This window comes from Marinobacter litoralis, assembly GCF_016427555.1.
Taxonomy (GTDB): domain Bacteria; phylum Pseudomonadota; class Gammaproteobacteria; order Pseudomonadales; family Oleiphilaceae; genus Marinobacter; species Marinobacter litoralis_A.
In genome coordinates this window covers 156,545-173,376 of sequence record NZ_JAELVS010000002.1, presented here as the reverse complement: position 1 = coordinate 173,376, position 16,832 = coordinate 156,545, and the positions used below count along the sequence as shown (strand labels likewise).

Genomic DNA, 16,832 nt, shown 5'->3' with positions numbered 1-16,832 from the left:
AATTCCTTGCAGTACTCATGCACAGGACGAAACTCTTCAGTACAATGGTTACTTCAAACCTTTATACACCCAATGACAGGAAGCCCTGATGATTCTGCTGCAAACCAATCTCGGTGATATCAAACTGGAACTCGATTACGAAAACGCCCCGGAAACCGCAAAAAACTTCGAGCAGTACGTTCGTGACGGTTTTTACGACGGCCTGATTTTTCACCGGGTAATCAGCAACTTCATGGTTCAGGGCGGCGGCTTCGAGCCCGGCATGAAACCTCGCCAAACCCGTGACCCTATCAAGAACGAAGCAGACAACGGCCTGAGCAACATGGTCGGCACCGTGGCTATGGCCCGTACCATGGACCCGCACTCAGCAACTGCCCAGTTCTTCATCAACGTTGAGAACAACGGCTTCCTGGACCACACTGGCAAGAATGCCGAAGGCTGGGGCTACTGTGTATTTGGCAAGGTTGCTGAAGGCATGGACACCGTGAACAAGATCCGCGCGACTCGCACCACCATGCGTTCGGGCCATCAAGACGTGCCCGCTGAAGACATTGTGATTATCAAGGCTGAGGTCGTGGAGGCCGCGTGAGCACACTGTTCATCTCGGATTTACACCTTGAGGAATCGCGCCCGGACATCACGGGCGCTTTTCTTGGCTTCCTGAAAAAAGAAGCCATGGGCGTTGAACGCCTTTATATTCTGGGCGATTTCTTTGAAGCCTGGATTGGCGACGACGAACGCACCCCACTGCAAGAACAGATCGCAGCCGCGCTGCGGGAGGTTCGCGACTCGGGCACAGCCATCTACCTGATGCACGGAAACCGGGATTTTTTGATTGGCGAGGACTTCTGCGCAAGAGCAGGGGCAACCCTGTTGGATGACCCGACCGTGATCGACCTGTACGGCACTCCCACTCTGCTGATGCACGGTGACAGCCTGTGCATTGACGACGTGGAATACCAGAAATTCCGCGCCAACATGCGCAACCCGAAAACCGTGGAAATGCTCTTGGCACGGCCATTGAAAGACCGACAACTGATGGCACGGCAACTTCGGGAAATTTCCATGGCGAAGAATCAAGGTAAGGCTGAGGCCATCATGGACGTGAACCTTGACGAAGTAGTGAACGAGTTTGAACGCCACCAGGTTCAACTGATGATTCACGGCCACACACATCGCCCGGCGATTCACGAACTCGAGGCCAATAATCACCCTGCCCGCCGCATCGTACTGGGCGATTGGGACGAAAACGTTTGGTGGCTGGTGGCCGAGCCGGGCAAATCACTCGAGCTCAAGAAGACGCCATTGGATAGCGTGTAACCCCCTCCCTGTGAGCAGAACTATGAGAAAGCCCACGTTATACCGGCCCCTCTCAATGAAGCGGTTAATCGGGCTACTCATGTTCTGCCTTGCCATCGGGACCGCATCCGCGCAGACCTCACCCGAACAAGATACCCCAGCGCCGGAAGAAGCCCTGCCCGCCGTCCAGCCCGAGCTACAGCAAAGCCTGAACACTCCACCCCAAACCGAACTTCCGGATTCCGTTAATGCGGACATCCGTGAACAAATTCAGACGCTGCGAAAATCGCTCAATCAACGGCGCGCTGCTCTGACCGAAAGCCGGGAACGCCTGGATTACGCCGAATCAATCCTGTCCCGGTTAGAAGGTGAGTACCAAAGTTTTGAACTGCGACTGGAAAACGCCGGCCTGAACCTGACTGCCGATTATGCAGAGCTGCTGAAACAACGGCTCGAAAGGCTTCAGGAACAAAGCGTTGCCAGCGATTTTATAAAAGGCATTGAAGACAAACTGGCCACAGCGCGGGAAGAACAACTTCGGCTGGAAGAGTTTGAAGCCATCACAGCCCCGGGCGAAGACGCCCGAAGCCAACTGCGCAGCCTTCGCTCCAAGCTGTTACGGGAATTGCACAAAGCCGTCACCGAGCACATCAACGTGCTCAACGAGTACTTCAACACGGTGACCGCTCTGCAGGATCAGGTAAAACGCTACCAAACACTGCTGAAACAGCGTTTATTCTGGCTGCCCAGTGCGAAGATCATATCCACCGACACCAGCGCACAGCTTGTCGAGTCGATTCAGTGGCTGGTATCGCAGCTACAATTTAACGATCTCAGAGATTCTGTTTCTCAATCGGTCAAAGAGCGTGGCGGGCGAATTGCGTTGGTTGTTTCGTTCTTACTGGTATTACTAACCAAGCGCAAGAAAATCAAAGCCAACCTGCACGCCAATCAACAATACGTCGGCCATGTGGGCATGGACCGCACGGCCTTTACCGTGCAAGCGCTGATAAATAGCATTTTGCTGGCCTTACCCGGTGTACTGGCATTTGCATTAGCTGCCCTGCTTCTCATGGAAGGCAATGCATTTTTTGCAGCGCTTTCGAAAGGGTTTACGGCAGCGGCATTCATCATGTTTTTGCTTGCCCTGATTCGCAATGTCGCCACGAAGGATGGCCTGGGTGAAAAACATTTCCACTGGAATCCCGGCTCATTGCGCGCTATCCGGCGTGAACTGCTGCTCTTAATGGCTTTCGTCATACCCGTAACCATCGTCATGACGGCCATCAGCGCAACCCCGGACGGAGCGAAATTCGATGACAGCCTCGGTCGCTTGCTGTTCATCATCGTTTCCGTCGCGCTTGCTATCTTCGCTCAGCGAATCATGTCAGCCGTTCGGGACGAACAACCTCGCCACCGCCTTTTTATTATTTTGCACTGGGTCGCCGTCGCTGCCCCTATCTTGCTAGCTGTCGCATCAACCATTGGCTACCACTACACGGCGCTGCAGCTTGAACGCAATCTGTTTATTTCCATTTGCTGGCTGGCCTTTTCGGCCTTGCTCTACTTTACCGGCCTGCGCGCACTCTCCGTGCGTGAGCGGCGGCTTACGCTCAAACGGTTGATCGAACAGCGAGAGGCTGAACGTAAACAGGCAGAAGCCCGAGAAACGTCCGACACCTCCGGCGAAAGTACGCTTATCACCCCGGAAATGCCGGAAATGAACCTGAAAGACATCAGTGAGCAAAGCTCGTCCTTACTGCGCATTCTGGTTTCCGCCGTAGCCATAACCGGCCTGCTTCTTCTCTGGACCGACGTGATTCCTGCGCTGCAGTTGTTCGATGATATTACCTTGTGGACCATCGCCACCGATCTGGAAGGCGGCGACCCCTTGCCAATCACGCTTGCCGATGCGCTTTTATCCCTCCTTGTTGGCGCAGGAACCGTCATGGCGGTCAAAAACCTTCCCGGCACTCTGGAAGTGACGCTGCTTAGCCGGCTGGACCTTCAGCCCGGCGCTGGCTACGCCATCACCACCATCACCACTTATATCCTGGTGTTTTTGGGTGTCATCGTCTGCCTGGGTGTCATCGGCATACAGTGGTCGAAGCTGCAGTGGTTAATCGCGGCACTCGGGGTTGGGCTCGGGTTTGGTCTGCAAGAAATCGTGGCTAACTTTGTATCCGGGATCATTCTGCTGTTTGAACGCCCGATTCGAGTGGGTGATACCGTAACCATTGGCGGAATTACCGGGAAAGTTTCGCGCATCCGTATTCGCGCCACCACGCTGGTCGACTGGGATCGTAAAGAGCAAATCGTTCCCAATAAAACCTTTGTAACACAAGACCTGACCAACTGGACCTTGTCTGATGCCACCATTCGACTCAAAATTTTTGTGGGCGTTGCCTACGGCTCCGACGTGGACGAGGTGCAAAAACTGCTTTCCGACGTTGCCCTGAACAACGATCGAGTGATGGAAGACCCGGCCCCGGCTGTCTTCTGTGTCGGGCTTGGTGACAGCAGCATCGATTTTGAGGTGTGGGTGTTTGTCAAAGACCTGCCCGATATGATGCCGCTCTACCACGAACTGTATTCGGCCATTACGCGCACACTGACCGACGCAGGCGTGACGATTCCCTTCCCGCAAAGGGACATCCGCATTCACTCGCTGTCGGAAACCTCACCGGGAACACAATCCGAGCCGCCCTCGCAAGATGCCCCCTCGTGAACCGAATCGCGATCTTCGACCGGTTCGTTGTATGTTCGCAAGCGCTTGAGCCAACCCGGCAGCCAGCGTTCCCGTTCAATGGGGTTAGCGGCATTGCGGGCGCGTTGCGTTAAAACCTCCGCGGCAGCCTCACGAAATGCCGCCAATGGCCGCGCGGGCGCTTCCGGCATCTTGAGCAAAACCTGCAGCAAGCCCCAACCTTGCCCCTGATACCGTTCGGTTTTCGATACCCCCTCACCTTTGAAGTTCACGTAATCCATCACCGCGTAAACGCCTCCCGGGGTCTGCATAAGGCCCGCCAGCTTTTTGCGAACGGCCTGTTTTTGTTCATCCGGCGCAGCGGTTACCACCTTTTCCAGAGAAACCCGCGCTCGCTGCTGAATAAACCGAACCTGCAGGCCGCGGGTGTCGTAAAGGAAGGCTCGAAGAGCCTGAACACGATCAGATTGCGCGGCCGCTTCGTAAAACGTGCGTCTGTCGGGCCAGGGTGCGCCTTTGGCATCAGCGACCCAAGCGGGAATATCCGTGCCTTCCTGTTGCATAAAGGCAAGCAATGCGGGAAAGCTCTCGGTAAACCGGCCGCTCACGCCGTCGGGATACCAGATAAAATGCCCAATACCCAGCGAGGGAAAGGCTTCGCCCTTATTCCAATGCACCAGGCATTCACGCCGCCCCGCGCATTCGTTTTTAAATATCCGCTCCCCCACCCACGCCAGTTCTTCGGGGCTTAACCCTAACTGCCGCCGCTGGTCTACCGTCGCAGCGGCTGCCGAAGCTGCCAGCACAAGCATGGCTACCGCAGCAGCCACCACCCAAAACAACGAACGCACTTTTCGATCGATTACGATATGGACACCTTGTTTGGACACGCAAGCTCCTGACAGAAATTATCTTTTAAAAACAGCCCTATACAAACCAGCATAACGAACAACGAGCGGATATCCCTTAGTCCGGAACGGTTGAAGCATTCGAACGGCTGCCCATACTGTACCTTTGACCACTCAAAACAGACATTACGTATGATCAAACTCCATCAACTAACCGGCCATGCCCTCACACGCACGTTCCTGCTGTCCTTAGGCTGGCTTTTGTTGGTTAGGGGCTTGTTGGTTTTACAAAGTGGCGTAATTCCCAGTATGCCGGGCATGCTCGGGGGCGACATTGCCGGCGCAGTTCTGCTGACACTTATTCTGCAGGGGAGCCGGGGCGTATTGCGCGGATTGGTTATTACAGCGCTGGGCTGTGCCCTTTACGTTGCCGGCATGCATCTGACTGCCCATGGCACGCTGTTTCAATTGGCGTTTGCCGGCAAAGGCATGGACAGCACATTCATCGCAGGGAGCCTGCTGAATGTGTATTTGATCACCCTACCCGTTTATCTCGCGTTGGCGTGGCTCTTACACCATTTACACCGGCGCTGGGTCCCCCTTTCCAGGCCTAAAGCCCTGCCGTTTACCGGCGCTGCAGCGGCGACGCTGGTCATTTACTCCCTGTCATTTCCAAGCTTGACTACCCCGGCGAACAACCTGGTGGTCAGCACTTTGGCCCAAATTCCGGGCGCACTGATCAATCCGGTTGGTACTGCGATTGGCAACAACGAGGTAGAGGTCAGCTCCAGCCTGGAAAACCGGACCCATTTTTTCCACCAGCAAGTCAGTGGCCGTAATATCTCACCACCGCCCAACGTCCTCGTGATCATGATCGAGGGCATGTCCGGCGGCTACCTGCCGTCGGTTAGCCGCTTTCACGAACTTTCACCCGTGGTCGCGTTGCCCAATCTGGAGCAGACGTTCAACGATTTCGGCTTCCGCATTTACAAGAATGTTCTTAGCATGGAACGGCAGACAGACCGAGGAACCTTTACGCTTACCTGCGGCCGTTACCCGGACTTAAGAAGAGCTTCGGAAAAAGTGCGTTTGGTGGCCGGCCAACACGCGGCCCCGGATTGCCTCCCTGAAAAGCTGAAAGCTAAAGGCTATCACACGGCCTATTGGCAGGCCGCGCCAATCGAATATATGAACAAAGACGAGTTTATGCCTCAGGCCGGCTACATGGACGTTACAGGCGCTGACGTGTTTGCCGGCCCGAACGAAGCCGAGGGTTGGGGGCCACCCGACCCGGTTTTCTTCGACGATATTGCCGCCAGACTGCGTTCGCTGAACCGCCAGCACCAGCCCTGGTTTGTAACTACGCTGAACGTAGGCACACACCACCCTTTCAACATCGGCGAAAAGACAGAGAAACGGCTCGCCTCGGAAAAAACCGAGGACGATAACGAAACCATTCTGCCAATCCCTTCCCCGCAAGCCGCGCGCATCAACGCCATGAAAGTGATGGCCGAAACCCTCGACAGCTTTTTACGACAGCTTGAGCAGGAGGGCATTTTAGAAAACACCCTGGTGATCGTCACGTCCGACGAAGCCGGCGGATTTATTCGCGAAGACCACGAAACTCTTCCGCTTAACAGCAACGTTGGTATGTTAGCGGTGAAGCCGGCGGCGCACGACAGCCTGTCATACTACGCCCCGGAAGATGCGCTAATTTCACAGCTGGACATCGCCATTTCCATCCTGGATGCCAGCGGCCATGGATCAACGGCGGGGGGAATGATCGGTACCAGCTTGCTGGCCATGAACTCCAACCCAACTCGCGACCTTCTGTTGGCAGATACGTATACCGGCATGAAATACTTCTTGCGGAATGAAGGAAAGTTATTGGCCTGCACAGAATTAATGACCCGCTGCCAGACCTGGTCATTCGACCCGAAACGAATTTTTGGAACCTTAGCCGAAACCGACGAAGACCCCTTTCTTACGTTAGAAGAACGGCTGGCACTGGTAGAAAACGCAAACCGGTTGACCACCATCGACAACTGACATGCTCAAGCTTACCTCTCGAACCCTGGCACTCTTACGCCAGCACAGCCGCCCACTTCTTGCCTTGCACCTGACCATCACCGGGGTATCGGTTGCGCTACTGCCCTCGCTGGTGGCGGCCGCTTTGGCAGCCATTCGCCCACTCACCGGCGAAGCCGCTATTACCACGGCGGGCTTGATCCGGTTTTTAACTTCGACGGGCGGGATTACCTGGGCAGGTTTCACGATGTTTGTTACGGTCGCCATTATCGTTTACCAGCAGGCAGGGATCACGCTGCTCGTTGCCCAGAATGACCAGCACCCCATGAAAAGTATCGCCCGTGCTTTGTTCGGTGTGGTACGTCGAATTACTGGCCTGACAACCCTGGCCTTACTACTGACCCTCGCCCATTTTCTGACAGCGTTGCCGTTTCTCGCAGCCATTATCGGCGCCTCGAAACTTTTACTTCATCACTACGACCCATATCTCCTCAATCTTGAGCGCCCACCGGTACTCTGGTGGTATGGCGCTTTCTGTCTTGCCATGGTGGCGGGACTTGTTGCCTCCAACGGTACCTTGATTGTACGTTGGAGCCTGGCCATCCCCCGGCTCATGCTTACCGGCGCCAAGCCTGTGGCTGCTCTGCGTTCCAGTTACCACCTCACCCGAAAGCGCTCGAGAGATGCCGCAACAACGCTGGCATTGGGTGCAGCCCTTACGGTTGCTATACCGCCATTCATCACGCTGATCTTCAATGCGCTTGCAACTGGCATATTCCAGATTCTGCCAGACAACAAAGTCTATCTGTTCCCCGCCGTTATCACGCTCGTAGGGAGCTATGTGTTAATTGGGCTGGCCGTCACCTTTCTGGCCACCTCCGCTTTCGGCACTCTGGTAATGGCCTACTACGAGGAGCGTTCAGACTCTTCATTCAAAAGGTCGGCACCCTCGGCCCCAAAACACGCTGCCACCCTGATACGCCGAGCCTGGGTTTTGGAAGCAGTAGTGGTGGCTGTGGTATTGGTGCAAAGTTATCCGATCATCAGCTCGCTCAACCAAAGCAACGAGGTCGGGATTACCGCGCACCGGGGCAACGCCTCTCTTGCCCCGGAAAATACCGTCAGCGCCATTCAGCAAGCAATTAATGATGGCTCGGATTATATCGAGATTGACGTGCAGCTGACTGCCGATGGTGTGCCGGTGCTTTGGCACGACACCGATATGCAACGCATCTTTGGTTTACCCGAACGAATAAACGACCTTCCGTTCAAGCAACTGCGCACGCTGGATGCCGGATCCTGGTTTGATGAAACCTTTGCGGACGAACGAATCGCCACTCTGGCCGATGCTATTGAAGCAACCCGAGGCAAGGCAAACCTCTTGGTTGATCTTAAACCGAACCGAAATGAAGACGCCTTAGTCAATGCGGTCGTAAAGGTGTTGCAAGAGAATGATGCTGTTGAAGGCACGGTGATCGCGGCCGCCGACTGGCCTGTTCTTGAGCGGGCGAAAACGCTGGAGCCCAATCTCAGAACTGCACTGCTAGCCCAGTTCGTGGTCGGCCCTTTATGGCAGGACCGCTATGACATTCTGGGTATACGCGCCAACCGGGCCAGCCCTGCCATGGTGGCCCGGGCGCACGAAGCGGGAAACGAGCTGTTCGTGTGGACCGTTAATTCGCCAAAAGAAATGGCACGCTTTATCGACATGGGCGTAGACAACATTATTACCGACCGCCCGAACGTGCTTTCTCAACTTATGGAAAGAAGATCAAAGATGGACGATGCCGAGCGGCTGGCGAACCGGCTACGCAACTGGTTGCGGTGACGCTTCGAGTAGAGCACTCGTCAGCCGTGCTCCTCAAGCCAGCGGGATATTTGTTTCTGATAGCGCAATGATGAGCGTTTCTGCGTGTCGTTGGTGGTAGCCACCAGTTTGTATTGATCCGAATCGTCACATTCAATGTCGAACCGGCGAATTGCACCAAACGGACGCTTGTCGGAACCGTAAATGCAGATCACATGGTATTCCATGGCCTTCAGCTCAACCTCGGGATCGGTCGGTCGGCCGTTTTCAACCGGTGCACCGGCTAATGTCCCTGCCCGATCCAGCATGTCATTGAACGAACACAGCTGCATACAAGCACCCGAAGCCAGTGGCCCCTGATGGGTTCGAGTCTTCAGATCCGCGGAATCACGCTCGGCCGAATCATGCCCACAGTCCGTTGCCGGCACAAAAAACTCTCCGCCCGATGTCTCAAGGCGCACCATCACGAAATACACATAAACAGATTCACTGCTCATGTTGCACACCAGACAAGGCGAATCGATTCCTTCATCGCCCACCGCCCTGTTTATCAAAATACGCGCCCGCGTTTGGCGAGCATAACTGCTATAGAGAAGCTGCGCGTAGAAAATCCATATCATCATGGTACCGATACTAGTCACCGGTGAGATCCATTGCGCATTCGCGCCAAACCACTCCGTGACGCCCATTGCCTACCTCCCTCCTGTCTGTGCAATTAACCCGTGAGTATAGACATTAGAGAGCTCAATCCGAGCGCTATTAACACATGGTAAAGGTGCAACTCAGGGCGATCGGTCTAAAAACGAAAAAGCCTCCCCGACAATGCCGGGAAGGCTTTTTGTTACCAGAACATCTACAAAGGGAAGGCTTACTGCTCTACGAAGGCTCGCTCAATAACGTAGTGCCCCATATCGCCGCCCCGCGCTTCCTTGAAGCCTTTGTTGTCCAGGATCGCGCACGTGTCTTTCAGCATGCTTGGGCTGCCGCAGATCATGAACCGGTCCTGCTCAATATCAAAGTCCGGCAATCCCAGATCACGTGTGATCTTCCCGCTTTCCATGGCGTCCGTCAGTCGGCCCTGGTTACGGAATGTCTCACGAGTCACTGTTGGGTAATACAGCAACTTGCCCTGAACCATCTCTCCGAAGTATTCGTTGTCCGGCAACCCTTCGATTTCACTCTGGTAAGCCAACTCCGACACGTAACGAACACCGTGAGTCAGAATCACGCGATCATACGCTTCGTATACTTCCGGATCCTTAATAATGCTCATGAACGGAGCCAACCCTGTGCCGGTACTGATCAGCCAGAGGTTACGGCCAGGCAGCAGGTTGTCCAGAATCAAAGTACCCGTCGGTTTGCGGCTGACGAGAATTTCGTCGCCCACATTAATTTTCTGCAGACGCGACGTCAGCGGGCCGTCAGGCACTTTAATAGAGAAAAACTCCAGCTCTTCTTCGTAGTTGGCGCTGGCGATGCTGTAAGCGCGCATCAAAGGCTTGCCTTCAGATTCCAGACCAATCATCACGAAGTGGCCGTTCTTGAAACGGAATCCCGGGTCCCGGCTGGTCTTGAAGCTGAATAAGGTATCGTTCCAGTGATGAACACTGGTCACCGTTTCTTTCATCAACTTACTCATGGTGCCCTCGCAAGCTAGCAATGGTTAAATATTTAAGATGCACCCAGTGTAAGCTTTTTCTTGAAATCGACAAAATGGGATGCTCTCATAATGCTATTCGATTTTTTGAATAAACAGATTCAACTCTGGTAGCCAAACCATGAAATACAGCTTTCGCCAATTAGAAGTTTTTCTCGCTGCGGCCCATTTCCAGAACATCACCCGGGCGGCGGAGTCACTGTCCATGTCCCAATCCGCAGCCAGCAGTGCACTCAAAGAACTCGAAAGCCAATTTGATATCCGGCTTTTTGATCGGGTTGGCAAACGCCTGCAGTTGAACGAGCTGGGCCGGCTGTACCGCCCGAAAGCCGAAGCACTGCTCGCTCAGGCTACAGAATTGGAACAAGCGTTCAGCAAGCACTCGGAAATTGGCGCACTGAAAGTCGGCGCAACCCTGACCATAGGAAACTATCTCGCCGTTGGCGTGATGGCTCAATACATGAACACCCCTACCCGCCCCAAAGTCTCTCTGGAGGTGGCAAACACAAGCACCATCGCCCGCCGGGTAAAGGATTTTGAACTGGATATCGGTTTGATCGAAGGTGAGCTGCAAGCCTCGGAGCTTGAGGTAATCCCCTGGCGTGAAGACGAACTCATCGCCTTCTGCGCCCCGAATCATCCCCTGGCTCAAAAAAAGCAGCTGACTGATGATGATTTACGGCAAGCAACCTGGATCATGCGAGAGCAAGGCTCTGGCACCCGCCAAAGTTTTGAGCGGGGCATGCAAGGCCTGTTACCGGACCTGAACGTGTTACTCGAGCTGGAACACACCGAAGCCATCAAGCGTGCGGTTGAGGCCAATCTCGGCATCGGCTGTTTATCATGGGTGGTGCTTGCAGACGCCTTCAAACGCGGCAGCCTGGTGCCGCTTGCGATGCCCGAACATCGCTCATTTAACCGGCAGTTTTACTTCATTCTGCACAAGCAGAAATACCGCAGCGCAGGGATTGCTCAGTGGATGGAGCTGTGTAAACAGCTTTAACAGACGCCCGAAACCCATCATTACCGCGAGATTCGGGCGACGGGTTCAGGCCGTGACAGGCCCGCTGTGAAAACGGAATTCCGAATCCGCGCCCTCAATCAGCGCTTTTTCTGCGGCCATAAACTCGGCAACCCGCTCATCCACCGGGCCACCATTGGCCTTAACCGCCAGTTTGAGATAATCCTGATAGTGCCGCGCCTCAGACTTCAATAACCCGGTATAGAATTCGGCCAGTTTTTCATCAAGATGGGGCGCCAGAGCCGCAAAACGCTCACAAGAACGCGCCTCGATAATCGCGCCCACGATCAATACATCCACCAAACGGCCCGGATCGTCTTTACGCACCAGATCCCGCATGCCGCCTGCGTAGCGCGCGGGTGTCAGGTGGGTATAGGTCACCCCGCGTTTTTTCATAATCGCCAGCACCTGTTCAAAATGCCGAAGCTCTTCCCGGGCCAAACGCGACATTTTGTTCAGCAGCTCGGTATTTTCAACGTACCGATACATCAAGCTAAGCGCGGTTGACGCCGCCTTTTTTTCACAGTGTGCGTGGTCGATCAGCAGCAAATCCTGGTTCACCAACGCATTCTCAATCCACTGCTGTGGCGTGCGGCACGGTAGAAAATCGTATATTTCGTTCAGGGCATCTGTCATATCATGGAATCTGGTCTGGTTTCGAAAGCCACGGAGTATACCGCAGCTATCAGACAGCTCCGACCTCTGTCCAACTTAACTTTATACGTGCTTTCCTATAGAATGCAGCGCCGGATCAAGGTGTCTCTGAATAGAATCTGAATGTCCCGACGGCCAAGTTAGGCGTTATTCAGAGGCTCCTTCGGCCTTTTCGTAAAAAACTCCCGCCAGGCAGCATATCGCCGGCGAGGAAAATTCCAACTGATGAGGGTCCATATCGTGTTAGAAGCTTATCGTGAACACGTTGCCGAACGTGCAGCTCTGGGTATCCCACCAAAGCCGCTGAACCCCGAACAGACTGCTGCTCTGGTAGATCTGCTGAAAAACCCACCAGCCGGTGAAGAAGCAACTCTGGTTGATCTTCTGGAAAACCGTGTACCGCCAGGAGTAGACGAAGCTGCTTACGTTAAAGCTGCGTTCCTGACTGCGATTGTTAAAGGTGAAGCGGCTTCTCCGCTGATCGATAAAAAGAAAGCTGTTCAGCTGCTGGGCATGATGCAGGGTGGCTACAACATCGAAACTTTGGTTGACCTGTTGGACAACGAAGAGCTGGCCGAGCTGGCCGGTGAAGAACTGAAGCACACCCTGCTGATGTTCGACGCGTTCAACGACGTTAAAGAAAAAATGGACGCTGGCAACGCTGTTGCCAAGTCTGTTGTTGAGTCCTGGGCCAACGCTGAGTGGTTCACCAAAAAGGACAAGGTTCCTGAAAGCACCAAGATGGTTGTTTTCAAGGTAACCGGCGAAACCAATACCGACGACCTGTCTCCGGCTCCGGACGCATGGTCCCGCCCGGACATCCCGCTGCACGCCCGCGCTGCCTATAAGATGGAACGCGACGGCCTGAAGCCGGAAGAGCCTGGCGTAACTGGCCCGATGAGCCAGATCGAAGAAATCAAATCCAAAGGCCTGCCCGTTGCTTTTGTTGGTGACGTTGTGGGTACCGGTTCTTCCCGTAAGTCTGCCACGAACTCGGTTCTGTGGTTCTTCGGTGACGACATACCGGGCGTTCCTAACAAGCGCGCTGGCGGTGTATGTATCGGTAACAAGGTTGCTCCAATCTTCTTCAACACCATGGAAGACGCTGGCGCTTTGGTATTTGAAGCACCGGTAGACAACATGAACATGGGCGACGTGATCGAGATCCGCCCATACGAAGGCAAGATCCTGAACGAAGCCGGCGAAACCATCTCCGAGTTCAAGTTCAAGTCTGACGTCATTCTGGACGAAGTTCAGGCCGGCGGCCGTATCCCTCTGATCATCGGCCGTGGCTTGACTGCCAAGGCGCGCACCGCGCTGGGCATGGGCCCGACTGATCTGTTCCGTCTGCCGGAAGATCCGGAAGCTGGTGACAAGGGCTTCACTCTGGCCCAGAAGATGGTTGGTAAGGCATGTGGTCTGGAAGAAGGCCAAGGCGTTCGCCCGGGCACCTACTGCGAGCCTCACATGACCACCGTTGGTTCTCAGGACACCACGGGACCGATGACTCGTGACGAACTGAAAGATCTGGCCTGCTTGGGCTTCCAGGCTGACCTGGTTATGCAGTCTTTCTGTCACACCGCTGCTTATCCGAAGCCGGTTGACGTTGAAATGCAGCACACCATGCCGGACTTCATCCGTAACCGTGGCGGTGTTTCCCTGCGTCCGGGCGACGGTATCATCCACTCCTGGTTGAACCGTATGCTGTTGCCTGACACCGTAGGTACCGGTGGCGACTCCCACACCCGTTTCCCGATGGGCATCTCCTTCCCGGCCGGTTCTGGTCTGGTTGCGTTTGCTGCGGCGACAGGTGTTATGCCTCTGGACATGCCAGAATCCGTTCTGGTTCGCTTCAAAGGCAAAATGCAGCCGGGCATCACCCTGCGTGACCTGGTACACGCAATCCCGCTGTACGGCATCAAGCAAGGTATGCTGACCGTTGAGAAGAAAGGCAAGATCAACGAGTTCTCTGGTCGTATCCTGGAAATCGAAGGTCTTGAGCACCTGACCGTTGAGCAGGCGTTCGAACTGTCTGACGCTTCTGCCGAGCGTTCTGCAGCCGGTTGTACCATCAACCTGTCTGAAGAATCTGTTGCCGAGTACTTGCGCTCTAACATCACCATGCTGCGCTGGATGATCGCTGAAGGTTACGGCGACCCACGCACACTGGAGCGTCGTGCACAGCAGATGGAAGCCTGGTTGGCGGATCCGAAGCTGATGCGTGCAGACAAAGATGCTGAGTACTCTCACGTTATTGAAATCGATCTGGCCGACATCAAAGAGCCGATCGTTTGCTGCCCGAACGACCCGGACGATGCCAAGTTCCTGTCCGAAGTGGCTGGCGACAAGGTTGACGAAGTGTTCATCGGTTCTTGCATGACCAACATCGGCCACTTCCGTGCCGCTGGCAAGCTGCTTGACCAGCACAAAGGCTCCCTGAACACTCGTCTGTGGATGTCTCCGCCGACCAAGATGGATCAGGCTCAGCTGATGGAAGAAGGTTACTTCAACATCTACGGCACTGCCGGTGTACGTACCGAAATGCCGGGCTGCTCACTGTGTATGGGTAACCAGGCGCGTGTGGCTGCGAAGTCTACCGTTCTGTCTACCTCTACCCGTAACTTCCCGAACCGTCTGGGCGATGGTGCCAACGTGTACCTGACCTCTGCAGAACTGGCTTCTGTTGGCGCGATCCTTGGTAAGCTTCCGACTCCTCAGGAGTACATGGAGTACGCTAAAGATCTGGACAGCATGTCAGCTGAGATCTACAAGTATCTCAACTTTGACCAGATGGAGAACTACACCAAGAAGGCGTCTGAAGCGACTGTCGCTTAAGACCTAACCTTTTCGGTTTAGCTCCAATGAAACGCCAGCCTTCGGGCTGGCGTTTTTTTGTGCCTGCACGAAAACTTACTCATTTATTAGTGTCCCGGCACCGCCGTGGGGTAGCTTTTCTTTCGGGAAAAATAACTCGCTTCGCTCAGACATCTTTTTCCCTTCAGAAAAGCTACCCCACACCGGCGCCTCACTCCGCGCTGTTAGATTGTCTGGTCCATAAAAAAGGGCTCCCGTAGGAGCCCTCTGCATACCCTTTCTGTAACCCTTACGATTACCGCTCGATATGCTGGTATTCACCGGCGTCTGCTGTCACAGAGCTCACCACGATAATGGCGATGAACGCAGCAACGAAGCCAGGAATGATTTCATAAACGCCAGGACCACCCATGAAGCTGCCATTCCAGCCCAGAGAGATCCAGACCATAACGGTCACAGCGCCCACTACCATGCCGGCAATGGCACCAGCACCGTTAGTACGGGACCACATCAGAGACAGCAGAATCAGCGGACCAAAGGCGGCACCAAAGCCTGCCCACGCGTTACTAACCAGCCCCAGAACCTGAGAGTCAGGGTCTGAAGCGATAACCGCAGCCACCAGACCAACAGCGATAACACAGGCACGACCTACGTTCACACATTCACGATCCGTGGCTTCTTTGCGCAGGAACAAGCGGTAGAAGTCTTCAGTCAAAGAAGACGACGACACCAGCAACTGACTGGATATGGTACTCATAACTGCGGCCAACAGCGCTGCGTACAGGAAGCCTGTGATCAGCGGGTGGAACAGCAAGTCAGACAGAATGATGAAAATGGTTTCCGGATCGGCAACATCCAGGCCGTTACGAACCGCGTAAGCGCGACCGAATACACCCAGAGAAATCGCACCGATCAAGGAAATACCCATCCAACCCATACCAATGTTACGGGCAGTTGGTACGTCTTTCAGCGAACGGATCGCCATGAAACGCACGATGATGTGCGGCTGGCCGAAGTAGCCCAAGCCCCAGGTGACCGCCGACAACCAGCCAATGAAGGTCAGCCCTTCGGTCCAGGACAACAAGGTGGGGTCCACTTCATTAAGGGTCTGTGAAGCCTGGGCAAAACCGCCCCCACCTTCACCGAACAGCACAACCGCCGGCATGATAACCAGTGCCAGCATCATAATGCAGCCCTGCACGAAGTCGGTCATGCTCACCGCAAGGAAACCACCCACAACGGTATAGGCCAGTACCACACCCAAGGTGATCACAATACCCACCGAGTAGTCACTCAAACCACCAAAATTGAAGATGCCGGCAAAAGCACTTTCAAACAGCTTACCACCGGCAACAAGGCCAGAAGCGGTGTATACCGCGAAGAACACCACGATAACAATCGCAGATACGGTTCTGAGCGATAGAGCTTTCGTCGGGAAACGGTTAGCCAGAAAGGACGGGATAGTAATGGCATTACCGTAATGAACCGTTTGTTCACGGAGGCGGGGTGCCACCAGCACCCAGTTGAAAAACGCACCCACAAACAAGCCGATACCGATCCACGCAGACGCCAGACCAGACACATACAATGCGCCCGGCAGCCCCAGCAGCAGCCAGCCACTCATATCAGACGCACCGGCCGACAAGGCCGCTACTTTCGGGCTAAGCGCTCGCCCACCCAGCATGTAGTCTTCAGACGAAGACGTCGATGTGCGCATTGCATAAATGCCGATGGCAATCATGAGCGCAAAGTAAGCAAAAAGACTGATCCAAACACCAATAGCCATAAGGCTCCTCCGGTTTAATGAGTCGGACTAGATCCGCTCTCTGAGCACAGCCCTGGCGCTCAAGCCAGCGAACTGCGCCGTTATTCTTGTTTAGCCGAATTCCATCCTCGTTGGAGCGAAGCGCACCTCGCACGGATACTCCCTCAATATAGTTAAACTTCAGTATTTTGCGACTGAAATCAACAACAAGTCGGCAATACGGGACTTCAGG

General features: G+C 54.6%; 12 protein-coding genes. 7 read left to right on the top strand and 5 right to left on the bottom strand.

The annotated features are described in order from the left end of the window. Positions 1-88: 88 nt before the first annotated feature. The 3 genes from JAO79_RS08385 to JAO79_RS08375 are packed head-to-tail and all read left to right on the top strand — an operon-like array spanning position 89 to position 4,027. On the top strand, positions 89-589 hold the full coding sequence (locus JAO79_RS08385; RefSeq protein WP_199006814.1) for a peptidylprolyl isomerase: 501 nt from the start codon (positions 89-91) through the stop codon (positions 587-589). Then, complete coding sequence (gene lpxH, locus JAO79_RS08380) at positions 586-1,320, top strand: UDP-2,3-diacylglucosamine diphosphatase (protein ID WP_199006813.1); 735 nt, start codon at positions 586-588, stop codon at positions 1,318-1,320. The genes JAO79_RS08385 and lpxH overlap by 4 nt, the downstream gene beginning before the upstream one ends. A 55-nt stretch (positions 1,321-1,375) precedes the next feature. Then, positions 1,376-4,027 (top strand): mechanosensitive ion channel domain-containing protein, encoded by a 2,652-nt coding sequence (locus JAO79_RS08375; RefSeq protein ID WP_227664475.1) that lies wholly within the window; start codon positions 1,376-1,378, stop codon positions 4,025-4,027. Here the strand turns inward: JAO79_RS08375 and JAO79_RS08370 are convergent. Continuing rightward, complete coding sequence (locus JAO79_RS08370; RefSeq protein ID WP_199006811.1) at positions 3,961-4,896, bottom strand: hypothetical protein; 936 nt, start codon at positions 4,894-4,896, stop codon at positions 3,961-3,963. The two genes, JAO79_RS08375 and JAO79_RS08370, sit on opposite strands and share 67 nt — an antisense overlap. Before the next feature lie 150 nt (positions 4,897-5,046). Here JAO79_RS08370 and JAO79_RS08365 point away from each other — a divergent pair, with 150 nt between their 5' ends. Together JAO79_RS08365 and JAO79_RS08360 are read left to right on the top strand one after the other, a co-directional pair. Beyond that, positions 5,047-6,903, top strand: coding sequence for an LTA synthase family protein (locus JAO79_RS08365; RefSeq protein WP_199006810.1), 1,857 nt, complete (start codon positions 5,047-5,049; stop codon positions 6,901-6,903). A gap of 1 nt (position 6,904) precedes the next feature. Then, the gene (locus JAO79_RS08360; protein WP_199006809.1) at positions 6,905-8,710 is read left to right on the top strand and encodes a glycerophosphodiester phosphodiesterase family protein; all 1,806 of its coding nucleotides are present in this window, start codon (positions 6,905-6,907) and stop codon (positions 8,708-8,710) included. Between the two features lie 20 nt (positions 8,711-8,730). Here JAO79_RS08360 and JAO79_RS08355 read toward each other — a convergent pair whose 3' ends face one another. Together JAO79_RS08355 and JAO79_RS08350 are read right to left on the bottom strand one after the other, a co-directional pair. Beyond that, complete coding sequence (locus JAO79_RS08355; RefSeq protein ID WP_199006808.1) at positions 8,731-9,186, bottom strand: hypothetical protein; 456 nt, start codon at positions 9,184-9,186, stop codon at positions 8,731-8,733. A gap of 371 nt (positions 9,187-9,557) precedes the next feature. Further along, positions 9,558-10,328: a ferredoxin--NADP reductase gene (locus JAO79_RS08350; RefSeq protein WP_199006807.1), complete on the bottom strand. Its 771-nt coding sequence runs from the start codon at positions 10,326-10,328 to the stop codon at positions 9,558-9,560. A gap of 139 nt (positions 10,329-10,467) precedes the next feature. Between JAO79_RS08350 and JAO79_RS08345 the strand changes: the two genes are divergently transcribed. Next, on the top strand, positions 10,468-11,349 hold the full coding sequence (locus JAO79_RS08345; RefSeq protein WP_199006806.1) for a LysR family transcriptional regulator: 882 nt from the start codon (positions 10,468-10,470) through the stop codon (positions 11,347-11,349). 45 nt (positions 11,350-11,394) lie between these two features. On the opposite strand, the gene JAO79_RS08340 is transcribed toward JAO79_RS08345, so the two are convergent. Next, a complete protein-coding gene (locus JAO79_RS08340; protein ID WP_199006805.1) occupies positions 11,395-12,003 on the bottom strand; it encodes a tRNA-(ms[2]io[6]A)-hydroxylase in 609 nt (202 codons plus the stop codon). 258 nt (positions 12,004-12,261) lie between these two features. On the opposite strand from JAO79_RS08340, the gene JAO79_RS08335 reads away from it, so the two are divergent. Then, the gene (locus tag JAO79_RS08335; RefSeq protein ID WP_199007140.1) at positions 12,262-14,856 is read left to right on the top strand and encodes a bifunctional aconitate hydratase 2/2-methylisocitrate dehydratase; all 2,595 of its coding nucleotides are present in this window, start codon (positions 12,262-12,264) and stop codon (positions 14,854-14,856) included. 274 nt (positions 14,857-15,130) lie between these two features. Here JAO79_RS08335 and putP read toward each other — a convergent pair whose 3' ends face one another. Continuing rightward, positions 15,131-16,621, bottom strand: coding sequence for a sodium/proline symporter PutP (gene putP / locus JAO79_RS08330; RefSeq protein WP_199006804.1), 1,491 nt, complete (start codon positions 16,619-16,621; stop codon positions 15,131-15,133). Between the last annotated feature and the right edge of the window lie 211 nt (positions 16,622-16,832).